Origin of the sequence: Anaerolentibacter hominis (assembly GCF_032380675.1) — a bacterium.
GTDB classification, from domain to species: Bacteria; Bacillota; Clostridia; order Lachnospirales; family Lachnospiraceae; genus Anaerolentibacter; species Anaerolentibacter hominis.
This window is the reverse complement of record NZ_JAWDIX010000003.1, coordinates 124,478-143,012: the sequence shown is the minus strand read 5'-3', so window position 1 is coordinate 143,012 and position 18,535 is coordinate 124,478. Positions and strand designations below refer to the sequence as shown.

Annotated in this window: 13 protein-coding genes; 8 read left to right on the top strand and 5 right to left on the bottom strand. The window is 40.8% G+C overall.

What is annotated here, in order from left to right; genetic code table 11:
* The first annotated feature begins 130 nt into the window (after positions 1-130).
* The 3 genes from ileS (at position 131) to ABCW47_RS11985 (ending at position 4,624) form a co-directional block, all read left to right on the top strand.
* A complete protein-coding gene (gene ileS, locus ABCW47_RS11995; RefSeq protein ID WP_343210173.1) occupies positions 131-3,304 on the top strand; it encodes an isoleucine--tRNA ligase in 3,174 nt (1,057 codons plus the stop codon).
* Positions 3,305-3,671: 367 nt separating this feature from the next.
* Entirely contained in the window at positions 3,672-4,301 is a 630-nt protein-coding gene (locus tag ABCW47_RS11990) for a hypothetical protein (RefSeq protein WP_343210172.1), read from the top strand.
* Between the two features lie 20 nt (positions 4,302-4,321).
* A complete protein-coding gene (locus ABCW47_RS11985; protein ID WP_343210171.1) occupies positions 4,322-4,624 on the top strand; it encodes a hypothetical protein in 303 nt (100 codons plus the stop codon).
* A 3,072-nt stretch (positions 4,625-7,696) separates the two neighbouring features.
* On the opposite strand, the gene ABCW47_RS11980 is transcribed toward ABCW47_RS11985, so the two are convergent.
* The 5 genes from ABCW47_RS11980 to ABCW47_RS11960 all read right to left on the bottom strand — a co-directional run bounded on the left by ABCW47_RS11980 (position 7,697) and on the right by ABCW47_RS11960 (position 12,729).
* A complete protein-coding gene (locus ABCW47_RS11980; protein WP_343210170.1) occupies positions 7,697-9,640 on the bottom strand; it encodes an ABC transporter permease in 1,944 nt (647 codons plus the stop codon).
* The gene (locus ABCW47_RS11975) at positions 9,627-10,385 is read right to left on the bottom strand and encodes an ABC transporter ATP-binding protein (RefSeq protein WP_343210169.1); all 759 of its coding nucleotides are present in this window, start codon (positions 10,383-10,385) and stop codon (positions 9,627-9,629) included. The genes ABCW47_RS11980 and ABCW47_RS11975 overlap by 14 nt, the downstream gene beginning before the upstream one ends.
* Before the next feature lie 100 nt (positions 10,386-10,485).
* Positions 10,486-11,496, bottom strand: coding sequence for a sensor histidine kinase (locus tag ABCW47_RS11970; RefSeq protein WP_343210168.1), 1,011 nt, complete (start codon positions 11,494-11,496; stop codon positions 10,486-10,488).
* On the bottom strand, positions 11,493-12,158 hold the full coding sequence (locus ABCW47_RS11965) for a response regulator transcription factor (protein WP_343210167.1): 666 nt from the start codon (positions 12,156-12,158) through the stop codon (positions 11,493-11,495). The genes ABCW47_RS11970 and ABCW47_RS11965 overlap by 4 nt, the downstream gene beginning before the upstream one ends.
* Before the next feature lie 22 nt (positions 12,159-12,180).
* Positions 12,181-12,729: a hypothetical protein gene (locus ABCW47_RS11960; RefSeq protein WP_343210166.1), complete on the bottom strand. Its 549-nt coding sequence runs from the start codon at positions 12,727-12,729 to the stop codon at positions 12,181-12,183.
* Positions 12,730-12,924: 195 nt separating this feature from the next.
* On the opposite strand from ABCW47_RS11960, the gene ABCW47_RS11955 reads away from it, so the two are divergent.
* The 5 genes from ABCW47_RS11955 (at position 12,925) to ABCW47_RS11935 (ending at position 18,267) form a co-directional block, all read left to right on the top strand.
* Complete coding sequence (locus ABCW47_RS11955) at positions 12,925-13,608, top strand: response regulator transcription factor (RefSeq protein ID WP_343210165.1); 684 nt, start codon at positions 12,925-12,927, stop codon at positions 13,606-13,608.
* Positions 13,609-13,619: 11 nt separating this feature from the next.
* Positions 13,620-14,825: a sensor histidine kinase gene (locus ABCW47_RS11950; protein ID WP_343210164.1), complete on the top strand. Its 1,206-nt coding sequence runs from the start codon at positions 13,620-13,622 to the stop codon at positions 14,823-14,825.
* A gap of 20 nt (positions 14,826-14,845) precedes the next feature.
* Positions 14,846-15,529, top strand: a complete 684-nt coding sequence (locus ABCW47_RS11945) for an ABC transporter ATP-binding protein (protein ID WP_343210163.1) — start codon at positions 14,846-14,848, stop codon at positions 15,527-15,529.
* Position 15,530: 1 nt separating this feature from the next.
* The gene (locus tag ABCW47_RS11940) at positions 15,531-17,837 is read left to right on the top strand and encodes a hypothetical protein (protein ID WP_343210162.1); all 2,307 of its coding nucleotides are present in this window, start codon (positions 15,531-15,533) and stop codon (positions 17,835-17,837) included.
* 67 nt (positions 17,838-17,904) lie between these two features.
* Positions 17,905-18,267: a hypothetical protein gene (locus ABCW47_RS11935; protein WP_343210161.1), complete on the top strand. Its 363-nt coding sequence runs from the start codon at positions 17,905-17,907 to the stop codon at positions 18,265-18,267.
* The last annotated feature ends 268 nt before the right edge of the window (positions 18,268-18,535 follow it).

The window sequence follows — 18,535 nt, the reverse complement described above, 5'->3', positions numbered from 1 at the left end:
AGGCTACTGTTTAAAATCAATCCGGTGGAAGAAAAAATAAGGAAAGGGAGGCCATGCAGGCTCAGACCTCTTTCATCCGGCTGAATGAGCGGTTCTGCCATGGGGCAGGACAAGAGCATGGAATGTCAACATGTACAATAAGGTGTCAACGAATCTGAATTTTGTGGACAGGGAAAAAAAGGTCGAGAAATTCTGGGAAGACAACAACATTTTTGAAAAGAGCATCGACGCGAGAAAAGAGGGGGAGACCTATACTTTCTATGACGGCCCGCCGACCGCGAACGGCAAGCCTCATATCGGCCATGTGCTGACCCGTGTCATTAAGGATATGATCCCCAGATACCGTACCATGAAGGGGTGTATGGTTCCGAGAAAGGCAGGCTGGGATACCCACGGACTTCCGGTGGAGCTGGAAGTGGAAAAGCTCCTGGGCCTGGATGGAAAGGAGCAGATCGAGGAATATGGTCTGGAGCCGTTCATCGAGAAATGTAAGGAAAGCGTATGGAAATACAAGGGGATGTGGGAAGATTTTTCCGGAACGGTAGGTTTTTGGGCCGATATGGAAAATCCCTATGTCACTTATGATAATAATTTTATTGAGTCCGAGTGGTGGGCGTTAAAGCAGATCTGGGAAAAGGGGCTGCTTTATAAAGGCTATAAGATTGTGCCTTACTGCCCGCGGTGCGGTACCCCGCTGTCCAGCCACGAGGTGGCTCAGGGCTATAAGGATGTAAAGGAGAAATCTGTAATCGCAAAATTCCGTATGAAGGGCACGGAGAACGAGTATTTCCTGGCATGGACCACGACTCCGTGGACGCTGCCCTCCAACGTGGCGCTCTGCGTCAACCCCAACGAAACCTATGTGAAAGTACAGGTTTCTGTCAATGACAAGGGGAACGTTGTTAAGGAAGGGGAAGAAGATACTGCCGTTAAGACGGAATATTATGTACTGGCGGAGGCTCTTCTCAGTGTAATTGAAGGAACCTATCAGGTACTGGACCATTATAAGGGTACCGATCTGGAATATAAAGAATATGAACCGCTCTTTGACTATGCGGATACAAAAGGAAAGAAAGCCTTTTACGTGGTGTGCGACACTTACGTAACTCTGACCGACGGTACCGGTATCGTTCATATCGCTCCTGCTTTCGGTGAGGACGACTCCAAAGTGGGCCGCCGCTATGATCTGCCTTTCGTGCAGCTGGTGGATGAAAAGGGCTGCATGAAGCCGGAGTGCACCGATATGGCCGGACTGTTCTGTAAGGAGGCCGATCCTAAGGTAATGACTCTGCTTGCAGAGAAAGGGCTGCTGTTTAAAGTCCTGAAGTTCGAGCACAGCTATCCCTTCTGCTGGCGCTGTGATACCCCGCTGATCTACTATGCGAGAGAGTCCTGGTTTATCAAAATGACCGATGTAAAAGAGGACCTGATCCGCAATAATAATACCATTAACTGGATTCCGGAGAGCATCGGCAAAGGACGTTTCGGCGACTGGCTGGAAAATGTTCAGGACTGGGGCGTGAGCCGGAACCGTTATTGGGGCACCCCGTTAAATATCTGGGAATGTGAGTGCGGACATCAGCACTCCATCGGCAGTATCGAGGAACTGAAATCTATGTCGGACAACTGTCCGGATGATATTGAGCTGCACCGTCCATACATTGACGCGGTTACGATCAAATGTCCGGTCTGCGGCAAAGAGATGCATCGTGTACCGGAGGTAATTGATTGCTGGTTTGACTCAGGTTCCATGCCGTTTGCGCAGCATCACTATCCATTTGAAAATAAAGAGCTGTTTGACGCTCAGTTCCCGGCCGACTTTATTTCCGAAGCGGTGGATCAGACCCGTGGATGGTTTTATTCTCTGCTGGCGATCTCTACGCTGATCTTTAATAAGGCCCCCTATAAGAACGTAATCGTTCTGGGCCATGTGCAGGATGAGAATGGTCAGAAGATGAGTAAGTCCAAGGGAAATGCGGTTGACCCCTTTGACGCGCTGAATGAATATGGGGCAGATGCAATCCGCTGGTATTTCTACAGCAACAGCGCACCCTGGCTGCCAAACCGGTTCCACGGCAAGGCGGTTATGGAGGGACAGCGTAAATTCATGGGAACCCTCTGGAACACCTATGCGTTTTTCGTTCTTTACGCTAATATCGACCAGTTTGACGCTACGAAATACAGCTTGGAATACGACAAGCTGTCCGTGATGGACAAATGGCTGCTGTCCAGACTGAATACCGTTGTGGGCGCGGTGGATGAAAACCTGAATAATTACCGGATTCCGGAGGCGGCGAGAGCCCTTCAGGACTTCGTGGATGAGATGAGCAACTGGTATGTAAGACGCTGCCGCGAACGTTTCTGGGCAAAGGGCATGGAGCAGGATAAGATCAATGCGTATATGACGCTCTATACCGCATTGGTAACCCTGTGTAAGACAGCGGCGCCGATGATTCCGTTCATGACAGAAGACATATACCAGAATCTGGTGCGCAGCATCGACAAGGATGCGCCGGAGAGTATTCATCTGTGCGATTTCCCGGCATGCGATCAGTCAAGAATTGATAAACAGCTGGAAGAGGATATGGAGAAAGTTCTGGAAATCGTGGTGCTGGGCCGTGCCTGCAGAAATACGGCCAACATCAAGAACCGCCAGCCGATCAGCCGGATGTTTGTTAAGATGGAAGGGGAAGGACTTTCTGAGTTCTACCAGGATATCATCGCCGATGAATTAAATGTGAAAGCAGTGTTATTTACCTCCGATGTGAGAGATTTCACCACCTATTCCTTTAAGCCGCAGCTGCGGACGCTGGGACGGCGGTTCGGTAAGAACTTAAATGAAGTAAAAGAAGTTCTCACTGCTCTGGACGGCAATAAGGCTATGGATGAGCTGAATGAAACTGGTAAACTGCTGGTTACAGTAGCCGGAAATGAGGAAGCCCTGACAGAGGAAGATCTATTAATTGAGGCGGCCCAGATGGAAGGCTATGTATCGGATTCCGACAAAGGCATCACGGTTGTGCTGGATACGAACCTGACGCCGGAACTGATCGAGGAAGGTTTCGTGAGAGAGCTGATCAGCAAGATCCAGACCATGAGAAAGGAAGCCGGCTTCGAGGTGATGGATCATATTACGGTATATGAATCCGGCAATGAGAAGCTGGAAGCAATCCTGAAAGCCAACGAGGCGATGATCCTCTCCGAGGTTATGGCGGATGCTCTGGTTCTGGGAGAGACGAAAGGCTATGTGAAAGACTGGAATATCAACGGGGAAGATGTAACCCTGGGGGTTGAGAAGAACTAGACGAGAAAGTAATAGTAGAATAGAAAATAAAGTGGTTATATGAGGACCGGCAGAGTTTTATGGCTGCCGGTTTTTATATTTGATCTTAAGATAAGAGTAGATGTTGTTAGTAAATAATCCCCAAATTCAATGTTGTTAGAATAAAGAGATATTGGGAGTACAAATACCTTATGTGTATTCAAATTAGAACGTAAAGCATATACATTGAAAACGTCCAAAAAATGAGGAAGTGTAAGAAAAATTTAAGATATAAGATATACATTTAAAACATACAGATAATAAGTAATTGAAAGGGGGAGAATCCGATGTACAGATTACAAACAATTTAACTAAAAAAATAAATTTATAAGATTAAGGAGGAAAGAATATGAAAAAGAACATCATTAGCAAAATAATCTGTTTAGCGTTAAGTATAATTATGAGTTTTACATTCCTTGCACCTGCAGCAGTTGGAGCAACAGAAGTATCTAACCAAAATATAAAAGTTATAAGTCATGATAAAAAAGAAATGCAAGGAAAGACAGTTGAAACGGTAGTTGTAAGAAATGAATTCGGCGGGGAGTCTATACTTATTAGAGAAATTTATGATTCAGGAACAGTTATTAGTAAAGGTATTGAAAATGGTAGGGAGTATGTATATACTGGTCATATAAATAAAAGTGTTAATGGTAACACTCCAATTCCTATGATAGTTCGTGAATTCGATACAAGGATTATTGCTTGGACAGCAACTGCCATTGCATCCGCATTAGGTGCATACTTTACAGGAGTAGATCCTGGTGTGATTTATTCTCTTGCTATGAGTATAATTTCAGCAGCTACCGAAGAATTGCCGTATATTTACTATAGAGCATATATTGACCAGACTTTAGTAAGTGACGGAGCAATATCCTATTACATAATAGATGTAAGATTATATTCGTTTGCAGATTCTGCTCGAACAATTAAAGTGGCTAATATGAAACATTTTAATTACGAGAGTAATTTGCCTTATTAGAATGTAAAGTGGAGATTAATATGAATCGCAATAAAAATATACCGTTATCTATTTTCTTACTTAATTTGGCACTTACTATAAATGGTGAATTTATATCAATTTCTCAATGGCTTTTCCCTATGTTTTCAATTAAGACTGTCTCGGAAGGCCAAATAGCTTTATTTGTAGAGGTGGCGGTAAAATATTATATTGTTTTTTACTTATTTAAAACCATGTTTTATCTTTTGGATGGTAGTGAGCGAGATCGTATAAATAAATATAAAATTGCGCTCAGTATGTATCTAATATTTGTTTTATTGCGGGAAGTAAGTGCATTCTTATAATTATATCAGATGAAGATCTTTATGAACGGGGGCAGTCGCGCTAAGTGAACTGTTCCCCGTCTAGTAGACAATTGAAAAAAATATAAAGTTTTTCTGCCAGCTGGTAATTCAGATGGCAGTTTTTATGATGCTTATAAATATAGTTCATGTTTTTTCACAGGTGCTAATACTCCAAGGTTTCTTTGTAGACTTTGTTTATTATAATACTCAAAATAATACTCTATTATTTTAACAATAGCTTCCCTACTGGTAAACTGTTTTCAATAGTATCGTTTGCAATTGATGATCCCCCCTGAATCCTTCCATTGGACCATAATCGACGCATTTTGCTATCCTGGACATGTTTTGTGTCATTCTGTCGCTTCAAGATTTGTATGAAAAATCCGGTTAGTATATTGGAATCTCCAGTCACCATGAAAAATTGGGTGAGTACTAATGCGATATCGAATGATTTAAATATCAATATAGTATGGTTTTGGTCACGAATTATTTAGGATACAATCCTTCCTTCATATAAATTCAGTATGATACTGAGATGAGATAACCTTTGTGTTTTTCAATGCCCGTAGAATAATGGAATTCTGTTACAACAACTGTATATTTTCAGCCATGTACTACAGATTTGCAGACTGCCTTGTATATCCACTATTCGCATATTTTCTCGTTGATTCGATATTTAACTTACAACACAGGCGTAGTTCTTTTATCATTTACATTCATTCCGTGATAACATTCCAATTTGCACCTGATACAGCGATACCCCATGTTAGGGAAGGCGGCATGAATTTTCGCAATCTCTTTAGAGATTTTGTGTCTTTCGCTCATTTTCCGGGCCCTCTCTATTCAGCCCATTTATAATATGGGGCCTTGAAACGCCTCCAAGACTATATAATGTACTGACCGGATAAAGATGCTCCTGATACTTTTCTTTGGTTTCCTGGTATATTAACTCATGGCGCACCAGTTCTAATCTCGCCTCCTTGTATTATAAAGTAGTAGTATTTATGTCCCTATCCAAGGACTGTATGCTATACTTTTTGATTGGTTCCGACCTTCTACCACTCGATGGTTTTAGAGAGATTCCAACCACAGTCTCTTTGTATTTTGCTAATCAGTTAGAATATCACATGACGGTTTATTTAGAACGAAGTTACAATCTCAGAGATTTCCTGTGGGTTCCAAACAGTATCAAATACATTTAAAGGAGAACAGCTATAATTTACTACTTAGGTATTGATGCTACTAAAGATAAGCATGATTGCTTTATCACTAACTCAGATGGCGAAGTACTCTTTAAAGTGTTCACCATTGCCAATAACCGAGATGTTTTGACGATCTCTATCAGAAAATTGATTCAACTACAGTTGATTTAACCAAAGTAAGGCTTGACACCGGACGCTTCAGTAAAAATATCTTGAGTTATCATTTAGATAAAGGTCTAGGTGCATCTGTTATTGGCGATAACATACCTTACCAGACTACAAACCTTCTATATTAGTGCCTTCTAAAGGTCATTATGTAAAAGGACACTGCAATCCTTTTTCATGGAGCTACGAAAACCTCTATCGCCTTTCGTATGCCAGCAAAGTCACTGGAATTAAAGCAGACCAAAAACTCATTCAAGAAAGCACTACTGAAATTGGTGAGATTGAAACTGAAATAAAACTCATCATGGATAAAATCATTGCTCCAAGCTTAACTATTCTAGGTATCAATAGTATGTGTGTGCCATGATTATCGATGAAATTTTAACAAAATTGCTTATCCAGATAGAATAATTGCCTAAATAACGGAATGTCTCTATTAACATATAATCTTCCAACTGCTCTCGTCGTATTCTCATATGGAGAAACGTGGTTCACGATACTTAAGTTACTCTCTATATAATACAACAAAGCACATCTGCCATTGAAATTTAACCTTTACTGCCTATCTAGAAAAGAGATGTTCTGCGAGTAAGCATTATAACGTTGCGCTATCTCATAGTGCAAAGAAACTCGTCAGAGTGGTATACTAATTGGAAAGAACAGAGCAATCCTACATAAAAGCAGCTTAGCTTTTATATTTAAATATCTCCTTTTTTGAACACTTGTAAAGATACTCAACTTACCATGCAGTTTTTATGTTCATTAAACTGTTTTTCAGCTTATAATTTATCTGAAATACTATTCTACAAATTATTCAAATGTCTTTATTAAAATAGGCTCTCTATATCTTCAGTTTCCCAGTTCATTCATTTCATTGGGGGCATTACGTTTCCCACACTTGTCCCTTAAAGCTTCCACTCCACTGGATTCATATTTTGCGGAATAGTTCCGTGACGCTAATAAGACAACCGATATTTTTCAGATGACAACGCATAATTGCAGTCATTTGCAATACAATACTTTACAACTTCTTCGCTTCCTTCAAAAAAGTTTTTTGCCAGAATTATGAGATATGTCTCCCTGTTCCAGAAGATTTCAGTTCCTCATGACTATTATGCTTCTTTATCCACTTTTACAGCTTGCTTTTTGAACGGATGCTATACTTTACTTTTTGCAGATATCAGTCTGAGATACCTTGCACGACATATAATTCAAAACCGCATGTTTTTTCAAATCGGTAGGATAACCTTTGTAGCGTTCTATCAAAAAAGCTTCTTCCCCCATGCTTTCATAATTAGTAATACATTGTTGAACGGAAGTTTGTGATATAACAAACTCATTTGCAAGTATCCGCTGTCTTGTCAGACCATCCAAATACCTTTTTATCGTAACTATCTTATCTTGTGTAGATATATTTTTTAGATATAAATATCTCTTTACTAAGAAACTGGTTTTTATTATTTTACTTGTCTACCTAGAAGGGAGCATATCAGCGATTTTTCATTCGATAAAGCGGCAACCCCTTTTATGTTTATTAGTTTTTGATCAGCCTATTAGTGTTACAGTTAAGTTCGGATAAATTTTATAATTATAAACTCGTAGAATCAATTTCATCTATTCTAGATACTTGTTTTCATACAAAAACCTGTAAAAATTCTAATGTGACTTCTTTAGAATCTTGTCATTAGCTATGAAATATGAACCATTATTCCGGCAGTACACTCCGCTTGAAGCTGGTGTAGGCCGCCAGGATATAGACCAGATAGATGACGAAGAAGATGGCAAGCATGGTCAGGGTAATCATCCAGAGATGACCTGGGCTTGTCAGTACGCCCGGGTCCATGGCGCTGCCCGTTGCCAGAACAAACGGGATGCTGATGAGCAGGGGCGGCAGTGCGGGCATGGCGAAGAATATAGCGAACTGGCGGAACAGAGACCGTTTCATGTCCCGGCTGTCCATACCCAGATTGTGAAGTAAATCATAGTGATGCCTGTAACGTTTGCTTTCGCTCAGCAGCTGGATGGACAGGATGGTGGCCGCCACCATGGTCAGTACCAGGGCAAGGTAGTAAAGAGGGAATACGATCATCGCGTACATGGATGCGTTTTCATTTTCCAGGGCTGCCTTTGAAAAAATAGTATCATAGCCGCCTATGGAGGTATCTTTTTCATCCCGGATGGCTCTCAATCCTTCGTAAGCGTCCTCGCTCACCGGTGCGGATGTCATCGCCGCATAAATGCTGTGACTGACCGGCTGCGCGGCCAGTACCTCATCGGGGACAACCAGAATAAACCCTCTGCCGTTGCCGTCCCACAGGGACTGGGTGAAACTCTCCGTATAAAGGCCTCCCCGGGACAGGGTCTGCCCTCCGGCTGTTATGGTGTCAGGGTAATCTGTCAGGGTATCCTTTAAATAGGCCATACAGTGAACAATATAGTGCCCCTCTTCCAGCTGCACCGGAGAATATCCAAGCATGGCCCGCAGGGTAGCGTAATCCTGAAAAGACATCAGCGTATCTTTCTCAAAGAGCTCGATATAATCCGTTTTTGTCTTGACATAGTCCTGAACCTTTGCGTCATCGGCTAAATAAACGTCATAACGGTAATTCTGGGTTACAGGGATAGTTGTATCTATATAGTCCAGATACTCATCGAAATAACCTTCTTCCTGCGCGGTGGACCCGATAAACAGGTCAAAACAGGTAGTCTGTTCGCTTCTCTGCTGAAACAGAGAGTGAAAGAGCATCCCGCTCCCCTCCGCAATGAGGGTTGCGGTAAAGAGAACGGCAATGGTAGCCATCACAACTCCCATGGAGGCTAGCTTGGAAGAAAGAAAACGAAAAACAAGCAGATTAAAACCCTTGTATTTCTTTCCAGGGCGCTTGTTGAAAAAGCCTGGCACACCGGAGGAAAAGCTGATAAAAAAGCCGTAGAGAAATACGATAATCATAGCCGCGCCGACGATTCCGGTCGGCAGACTCCGCAGCATCAAAAGCACAGTGCCAAGAATACCAGTGATGATAGATATGGTAAATACTTTTCTGCGGGCGCGGTCGGTTTTGATGGTTTCACTCTCATTCTGCCGGTTCAGATAAAGCAGATCATATATTTTCATCGCCCTGATGCGCTTGCTGCTCTTTCGAAGGGCAAGGAGATAGATCAGCGCAAAATACAGCAGAGTGAGCAGTACAGCCTGAATGGAGAAACGAAAACTGAATGTGTAGGGGACATCAAACAGAGTCAGAGTAACGGCCCGGAGCGCCTGATAGATCAAATTGCCCAGAAGCGTGCCGATCACGATGGCTACGCCGCCCACAACCAGATTTTCCAGAAAGAATATGCGGGCCACCTGTTTATTTTCCAGCCCCAGGAGAATATAGGTGCCAAGCTCCCGGCTGCGCTTTGACAGCATGAAACGAGTGGTATAAGAAACCAGCCATCCGATGATACATACAACTACTATACTTGCCAGCACAATCACCAGAGGAAGGCTGTCAAGGACTTTGGATAAACTGCGGATTTCACCGGAAAAAATAAGTCCGTTAAACGCATACATTAATGCGGCGGCCATGACGATGGTGATAAAGTAAATCAGATAATCCTGCGCCTGACGCTTTGCATTGCGCAGAGATAGCTTAGATAACGTCATTCATATCACCTCCCAGCAGAGCGAGGACATCCAGGATTTCATGATAGAAAGCGGGACGCTTGCGCTGCCCGCGGATCAGCTCATTAAACAGGCGGCCGTCCTTCAAAAAAAGCACCCGGGATGCGTAGCTTGCGCTGTAAGGGTCGTGGGTCACCATCAGGATCGTTGCCCTGGTATCCTGGTTCATACGGGTCATGATTTCCAGCAGATTCTTGGACGCCTTGGAATCCAGCGCACCGGTGGGTTCATCTGCCAGAATCAAAGACTGTCCCGCCACAATCGCCCGGGCGCAGGCCGCCCGCTGTTTCTGGCCGCCGGATACCTGATAGGGAAATTTAGAAAGAATTTCCTCAATTCCAAATTGCTTTGCCGCCGCCTTCACCTTATCCTGTACGGTGCGGGAATCCGCTTTATTAATTGTCAGGGCAATGGCTATATTTTCCTCAATCGTAAGGGTATCCAGCAGATTATAGTCCTGGAACACGAATCCAAGGCGTTCTCTGCGGAATCGGGCCAGGTCACTTTGACCAAGTTCGGAAATATTTTCGCCGTCCAGCAAGATATTGCCCGCGCTTACAGTGTCGATGGTGGAAATACAGTTGAGCAGTGTGGTTTTACCACTGCCGGAAGCACCCATAATAGCGATAAATTCGCCGCGCTGCACCTCAAAGCTTACCCGGTCCAGTGCCTTGGTGACATTATTTTTGCTGCCGTAGTATTTTTCTATGTTTTGTACCTGTAGCATTATTCTACCTTCCATTCCTCAGCGTTAAACGCTGCTTTGTTGATGAAGCAATCATACCCCATCAGCAAAGCATGTTGTATCGAATTAACAGGAAAGTATCTTACATTTTTGAAAGGTTTTCTTTCGCGGGAAACGTTATCGTGATGAGCACGCCGGCCCCCTCATGGGAGGAAACCGATATTTCTATGGAAAGAAGCGCAGCAAGCTTCCGGCAGATATAGAGTCCCATGCCGGTGGAACCGCCCCGTGTCCGTCCATTGCTGCCGGTAAAGCCCCGGTCAAAAATCCGGGGCAGTTCGTGTTCCGGTATGCCGATTCCATTATCCTGTATATACAACTGTACAAGCTGCCCCAGGGGCTTGGCGGAAAAGGTGATAACCGGATTCTCACTTTGATAGCGCACAGAATTCTGTATAAACTGACCCAGCATAAATGTGGCCCACTTGCTGTCCGTATACACTTGATAGTCCAGTTGTTCCAGCTCTACCCGGACCCCGCTTTGAATCAGCAGCGCCCGGTGGCTGTCCACTGCTGTGGTGACGAGATCTTTAAGACTGCACGGACGGATGATAAAATCTTTCTCCGGGCTCTTTGCCCTGGCATAGAACAGCGCCCGCTCCACATGGCCGTTGATGCTCTCCAGCTCATGGCTGAGTTTGCGGCGGATTTCAGGATCGGCATTCCGGCAGATCAGCCCTGCGGCAGTGATCGGCGCCTTGACTTCATGCACCCAACTCTCAATATATTCCCGGTATTCCTGCTGGTCCGCCCTTGCATCCGACACGGCCTCAATCATTGATTTGCCCGACCGGCGAAGCAGGTCAAAGAGGTGCCTCTCATAACAGGTTTTAGGTTTTTTGATACATTCAGCAAACAGATACTTCTGGTCAAGGCCGTCTATAATGGAAGCAAGTTCCTGCAAATGAGAGTTACCCTTCCAATAGGAAACGGAGAGGGTTACAGCAAGACCCAGCACCCACACAATCAGGATTAAGGTGATAACCCCTCCGGCGGTTCCGGTAAAATGCAAAAATACGGTCAGTGCGGTCATGGAAATGAGATGCAGAAGCAGCCCGCCAAGCCTGTCTGAGATAAATTCACGTATGGTCATATCTGATACCCCATTCCCCGACGGGTTTTAATATAATCCGGCAGCCCCAGGTCATTAAGCTTTGTTCTTAGCCGGGTTATATTGACACTCAGCGTGTTGTCGTCAATATAGATCTGGCTGTCCCACAAAGACTCAATCAGATCGGCCCGGGAGACTATTTCATCCGGCCGTCCCATGAGGCAGGACAGAATCCGCAGTTCATTCCGTGTCAGTTCTGCAGACTGGCCATCATGGGAGATTATACCCTTCATCAGATCCAGCGTGAGCCCTTTCGTCTCTATTGTATCAACATCGGCGGCTGTCCCGCTCCGCTTAAGAACTGCCTTAATACGGGCTAAAAGCACCGGAACGTTATAGGGCTTTGCGATAAAATCATCGCTGCCCATACTCAGCGCCTGAAGCTCGTCCATCGCAGTATCCCGGCTGGTTACTACGATGATGGGCAGACTGGACATTTTGCGGATAGCGGCGCACAGGGTAAAGCCGTCCCGTCCCGGAAGGCCCAGGTCCAGCAAAACCAGGTCGGGCTGCGCCTCTTTGACCTGGCCGGTTACATCCTGAAAGTCGGTGATCGGAAGGGGCTGATATCCTTCATTTTCAAGTAAAAAGGTGATTTCTTCCCGGATGCCGGGGTCATCTTCGATTATCATTATTTTCTGCATGACTCTATTATTTCCTCCAATTTTAAGGATTATTTTGCAGGTCAGAAAGCCAATCCGCGATCCAGGCGGAATCCACTAAAAATCTTTTATGGTTTCGTACTGATCCGGAAACCGGAACTTTTTCTATGGTACATAGATAGGGCTGGGAGCTGCTGTCGCTGTACAGTTGTATATGATATCCCTGGTATCGTATATCGGAATCCTCATAAAGCCAGATATCTCCATAGGCGTGCTTGACAGCCGGGGGAAGCGACAGGGGGATATCAAAAAAGCTGATATAGCTTGTTCGCGCATTGTCTTCCAGGAACCGGTACAGGGTATCGGCTTGTTCCGGTGAAGGCGTGTATTCGTTTCCATGTATCACCACATAAAGACGAGTTTTATCTTCAACAGCCGGCAGCTCCATTTTTCTGGGAACATAGAGGAACAGCAGAAACAGCACCGTCGCCAGAAACAAAAGGCCGCTCTCGATTAGCCTCCTCTTATTTTGCTTGCTGCGGATCAATAGAATAAGTTCCAGCAGCAGAACAAGAAGCCAAAAATAGATGGAATAACTTCTGAACAGGGCCATAAGGTCACCTCCGGTAAATTAAACAATCAATAGATTTCACTTTATATGTAATGTAAATATATAAAATAATTATATTTATATCAAGATTTAATATAAAATGACTTAATTTAGTACCAATTTGAGGCTACAATATACTTATAACCAAAAATTACCATTGTTATGACTAGGTACCTACAAAAAAAGGGAGGAATAGCGATGCGTGTACTAATTTTGGAAGATAATACTGATCTTAGAGAGATTTTAATGCAAATTTTAAATAGAGAAGGATTTCAATGTACAGGGGCAGGAACAATTAAAGAGGCGAAAGACCTTATTAAAAATCAAATGTTTTATCTTTATCTTTTGGATGTTACATTGCCGGACGGCTCATCCCTTTCATTGTGCGAAATGATTAAAGAGAATGATCCGGATGCTTTGGTATTATTTAATACAGTAAACGAGGAAGAGGATAAGGCAGTTCAGGCATTAGAAAAAGGAGCAGACGATTATATCAGAAAGACACCCCAAATGAAAGAACTGCGTGCCAGGATTCACAGAGCTGTGAAAAACAAAAAGGAAAGAGAAACAAAAGGAGTCTTTTACACAGCGGATTTAAAAATAGATACAGAAAAACAAAGTGTAATAAAAAACAATCAGGTTATTAAATTTGGTAAAATGGAATTTAGTATTTTGACAGCTATTATTACAGCAAAGGGCAGAATAATTACTTCAGACTTTATATTAGAAAATTTTATGGATACTGAATATGACTTTAAAGGTAAGAATGCAGTATTTGTGCATATCAACCGGATTCGAAAAAAACTTGGAGACTGGAATGGCAAACCTTATATAGAGACAAAACATGGAGTCGGATTTAGATGGATGCATAAAGTAGAGTAGGAGGATAGGCCATGTTCTGGAAAAAGGAATATATTATTTGGATACTTGGTTTCGTTATGACACTAGGATGTATCTGTGCATGTTTATTCACAATAGAAATATCCAAGAATAACTTGTTGTATCGTGAAGTTGCTATATTAAAGGAGAATTTGTCTGGAGATGAGATCGACAAGCTTATTGCAGATAGGGCCGCATCTAATGAAAATGTAAAGACGTTACAGAATATCGGAAAGACGTATCTTGATGACAGGGGTTACTCACCTGGAATAATAAGATATTTAGAGTTTAAACATTTCTGGATTCCAATCTTAGTTCCATTTACCATAGCAATGGGAATGACTTGGATCTTAATAATATACCTCTTACAGCGAAACGCTTTGCACAGGCAAAGAGAAAAAGAAATACTAGTTGAATGGATAGATAATTTATCTATTGACGCTGACAATAAATATAAGAGACCGCTATTAGAGAATGCAGACAGCAGCGATTTGCAGGAAGCTATCTGGAGGCTATATAATCGCTATCGAAGAAGAAGGAGAGAACTGATGTTGAGATACGAGCAGTCAGTAACTTTCATGGAGAATGTCAGTCATCAGATATTAACGCCTGCGACAAGTCTTGGTTTAAATTTGAGCGTTTTAGAGGAAGATGCAGAAAATCCCGAAACTGTTGCTAAACTGAGAATTTGTTCCAGACAATGCAGTAAAATAGATACGTTAACCAGGACGCTACTTCAAATAGCCAAATTGGACCGAGGAGAAGCCGGATACAATTTTAAAAGTAAAGACCTAAATACATTAATGAAAAAAATTGAAGAAGATAACCAATTACTTAATCCAGATACATGTTTAAATGTGTTATATTCGAATGAGACAATAATTGTTGCATATGATGAAAAATGGTTGAAAGAGGCTATAGAGAATATAATTCGAAACTGTTTTTTGTATTCTCAGATAGAAGAGCCAGTTATACTTACTCTTTCAATAGATGATGTTTATGCAAGAATTGTAATTGAAGACGAAGGTATCGGTGTCCAGGAAAAGGATTTCCCTCATCTATTTGAACGCTTTTATCGTTCAGAGACTAATCAGTTTCAGCATGGCTTTGGTATTGGTTTAAATATGGCAAAGATGGTTGTGGAGGCACACCATGGTGAGATTATGGCAAAAAGAAAACAAAAGGGAACAATTTTTATAATAAAGTTACGATATAAATAAGAAGTAATGGGAGAGAAGATATGAACACGGTAGTTAAAGCTGAAAATCTTACAAAGTATTATAAAAGAGGAAGACAAACGATTAAGGCGTTGTATCGTGTGAATCTGGAGATAGAAGAGGGACAGTTTACGGCGGTGGTGGGACCGAGTGGATCAGGAAAAACTACTCTGTTAAGACTTTTAAGTACGCTGGATAGTCCGTCTGAGGGGCGTGTTATTCTTGATGGAATTGAAATTACAGGAAAAAAGAATAGGGAAATAGAGCTAATACGAAGAGAAAAAGTTGGATTTGTTTTTCAAAGTTATGATCTATTTGCTGAGTATACAGTATTTGAAAATATTATCCTGCCAATTATGCTAAGTCATAAAATAGTAAATACAGATTTCATAGATGCTTTAATGGATTCATTGGGAATAACAAAAATAGCGAAAGCGTTTCCCATAGAACTTTCTGGGGGAGAAATGCAGCGAGTAGCGATTGCCAGAGCATTAGCCAACAGACCTGCAGTAATATTTGCAGATGAACCGACTGCTCAGTTGGACTCTGAGAATTCTAGAAGAATTGTAGAATTATTGCATGTGTCAGGACAGATGTGGAACCAAACTATTTTAATGGTAACTCATAATATGGAACTTTCTCAATATGCGGATGAGATCATACATTTAAAAGATGGAGAGTTATATTTACCGGGGGAACAATTGTGAATTGAAAAATAACAATTATGCTTACTGGAAAAAAATATGGTATGGGAAAAATAAGAGCATTTTACTGGTTGCTCTTATTTCCTGTGCTATTTTTTTGTTTACTGGATGGGCAATGTTTCATAGAGTAAGTGTTAAGATACAAAGTGAAATCAGATATAGTCATTATGGAAGTTGGGATTTTGCAGTAACGAATATGTCCAAGCCCACGAAAGATTTTGTCGATAGTTTTCCATTAATGCAAAAACGACTCTATATCAATCAAGAGACAAAACTATATAGCAATGATGGGGTGCTATTAGGCTACGGCGGAACTTTTACTGGTGACGTGGAGTTGTTAGGAATGTATCAGATTATTGACGGGCGTATGCCTGAACAAAAAAATGAAATAGCCTTAGAAATTTCAGGCTGTAGTATATTGTCTCAGAATATAGAGGTTGGAGATATGATCTCTCTAACATTAGAAAACAATGGGAATAAACCTATACATAATACATTTGTGGTATGCGGAATTTATAACACAAACACACAAGAATCGTATCTTAAGCAAGATATGCTTATGGGAATCTTATTTAGAAATGAAACAAGTCCTTCTAACAAACAAACCACGTTTCTAGGAAAGTTAGAGAAAATAGATGTTGAAAGTGCAGTGTTTGACAATTTGGTTTATTCTCATAAAAATAACAGTGAGCAGTGGGTCCGCAACGAGTATCTGCTGGCAGAGAAACAAGTAAATAGTTATCCTTTTACGATACTGAGGACCGTACTGTTAGCTATATTGGTATGTGGAGGATTGGTTACATTTCTACAAAAAAGATATCAAAAGATGATAGTATTATATAATTTGGGTATGGGCTATAGAGAGCTATCAAGCTATATTTATCGAATTACATTAAATATATTTTTTAGAGGGGTTATCATAAGTATAATACTCAATCTGTTTATGATTATAGTAATACAATATATATGGTTGGATTGCCTGAAGGTTCCTGAATTAAATGATTTACTTTGGATTGCACTTCAACATATATATGCATTAGCTATTTCAGCAGCGGGAATGAAAGCTGGAATATTATGGGCAGTCAATAAGTGTTTTCATAGACCTGTTAAAAGGAATATTTTCGTCAATAGAAAAAATAAAATATGCAAATATGTTATGCCATGGTTGATCAAACGAGAAATATACAGTCATTGGAAAAAATACTTAAAAATGACAATGTTGACAGGCCTACTGCTTGGATTTGTAATTGCGCTTGGTAAGATAGGTGTCGATCACTGGGAATATTATAAAACTAATGATTCATTAAACTATTGTGATTACTTAATTAATAGTTCTCCAACACATATTTATAGAAATGCAAAGCCATTAGATATTGATATTTATAATGAATTTAAACAAGTATATGGAATTGATTCAATCCAGGCGATCTGCTGGCACGAAGATTTAAAATTAAAGTTAAATGATGGAAAGGTACAACAGGTTAATATAATAGCAATTGATCAATCTGAAGAATTGGTAGAAGAAGTAGAAAATAGTTTATTAGAAAAGGATACTAACTTTACTGATTTTATCAAGGAACAGGAGGTTGTTTTAGCGTACCCTGATAATAATAGCACTTGGACTGGTGAAATAGTTGAATTACAGAACGAGTATGGTAATAAAACTGTTAAAATCGGAGGAACCATCTTAGAATTTGAAGATTATAGAGTCATGGAAAAGCTTGGAAATATGATACCTACTATAATTTGCAGCAGAAAGTTAATGTGGGAGCTATATCCAGAACTCCGGGACACATATTCTTGTTTTTATATTACTTTGAGTAAAAGTGCACGTTATCTTGCTACTGATAAACAAATACAAAAAATTCTATCTGAAAATCCCAGAATATATAGTGATTCTTACTGGCAGGATAGGGAGGCGCAGCGAACTCAAATTGTATCCTGGCTAAGTTGGCTAATTTTACTCTTTAGTAGTTCTATTATTTTATACATTGTATGTTCAAGAGAAATGATAAAAGATAGAAAAAACATAAATCATGATTTAATGTTACAAGTTGGTTTTTCAGTGCGGCAGATTGATGTATATAATTTTATAATATATTTTATTCAAATTCTATGGTTGCTTATGGTTGCGTTTGGTTTTTCCTGTTTATTATTCGAGCGTTGGCCTTTTGTAATATATAAGGGATACTATTCGTATGTCAGGAATTCATTTGGAGTAATAAAATATGTTGGTGCTGTAACCTTACTTATATTTCTGATGAATATATTAATCTACGCAAACTCGGTTATAAAAAATGGAAAAAAGTAAGAAAAATTTAAGATTTGCCTTCTATACTTAAATTAAACTAATAATTTAGTAAAGAAGGGGGATTTTTATGAAAAAACTTAGATTTAAAAGAATACTTGTTTTCTTACTTAGTTTGATGATTTGTTGCGGTAGTATAGGAGCTACTTGTGCAGAGGCTTCAACAAAAGCGTTGTTAACCTTTGATATGAGTGCTGATGCCCCTTCCGGGAAGGTTGGGGTAGAAATGAATGTTACACAGCAAGATTCAACCCGTGTATTTACATGGATTAATTCAATTCATGCGTACGTGAATAGCGTAACTGTACTTAACGCTAGTATCTATTCATTTGGAATAGAAGATAATGGGAAATATATTTCCGCTACAGTCCGCTACTTTGATAAAACGCTTGATAAATATGTCTTGGAAGATGTGTATTTTTATCCACTGTAAAATCTGTATTGTGTTACAGATTAATAAATAATGAATGGTTGCAAATAGATGATAAATACCTGCTAGATATAGTATCAAGTAAGTAATATCTAATTTCCCCATAAGGGCCATTGCCGTGAAGTATTCATATTCCGGTAGTGGCCTTTGTTTTGTATTTTTACGAATTTAATTGGTAGAAACGTTATACAGATAAAACATGATCACGATTAAGATTCAGTGCTTTTAGTGTATGTAGAAATAATAGCTGACGAGAATAAATTAGAACTTA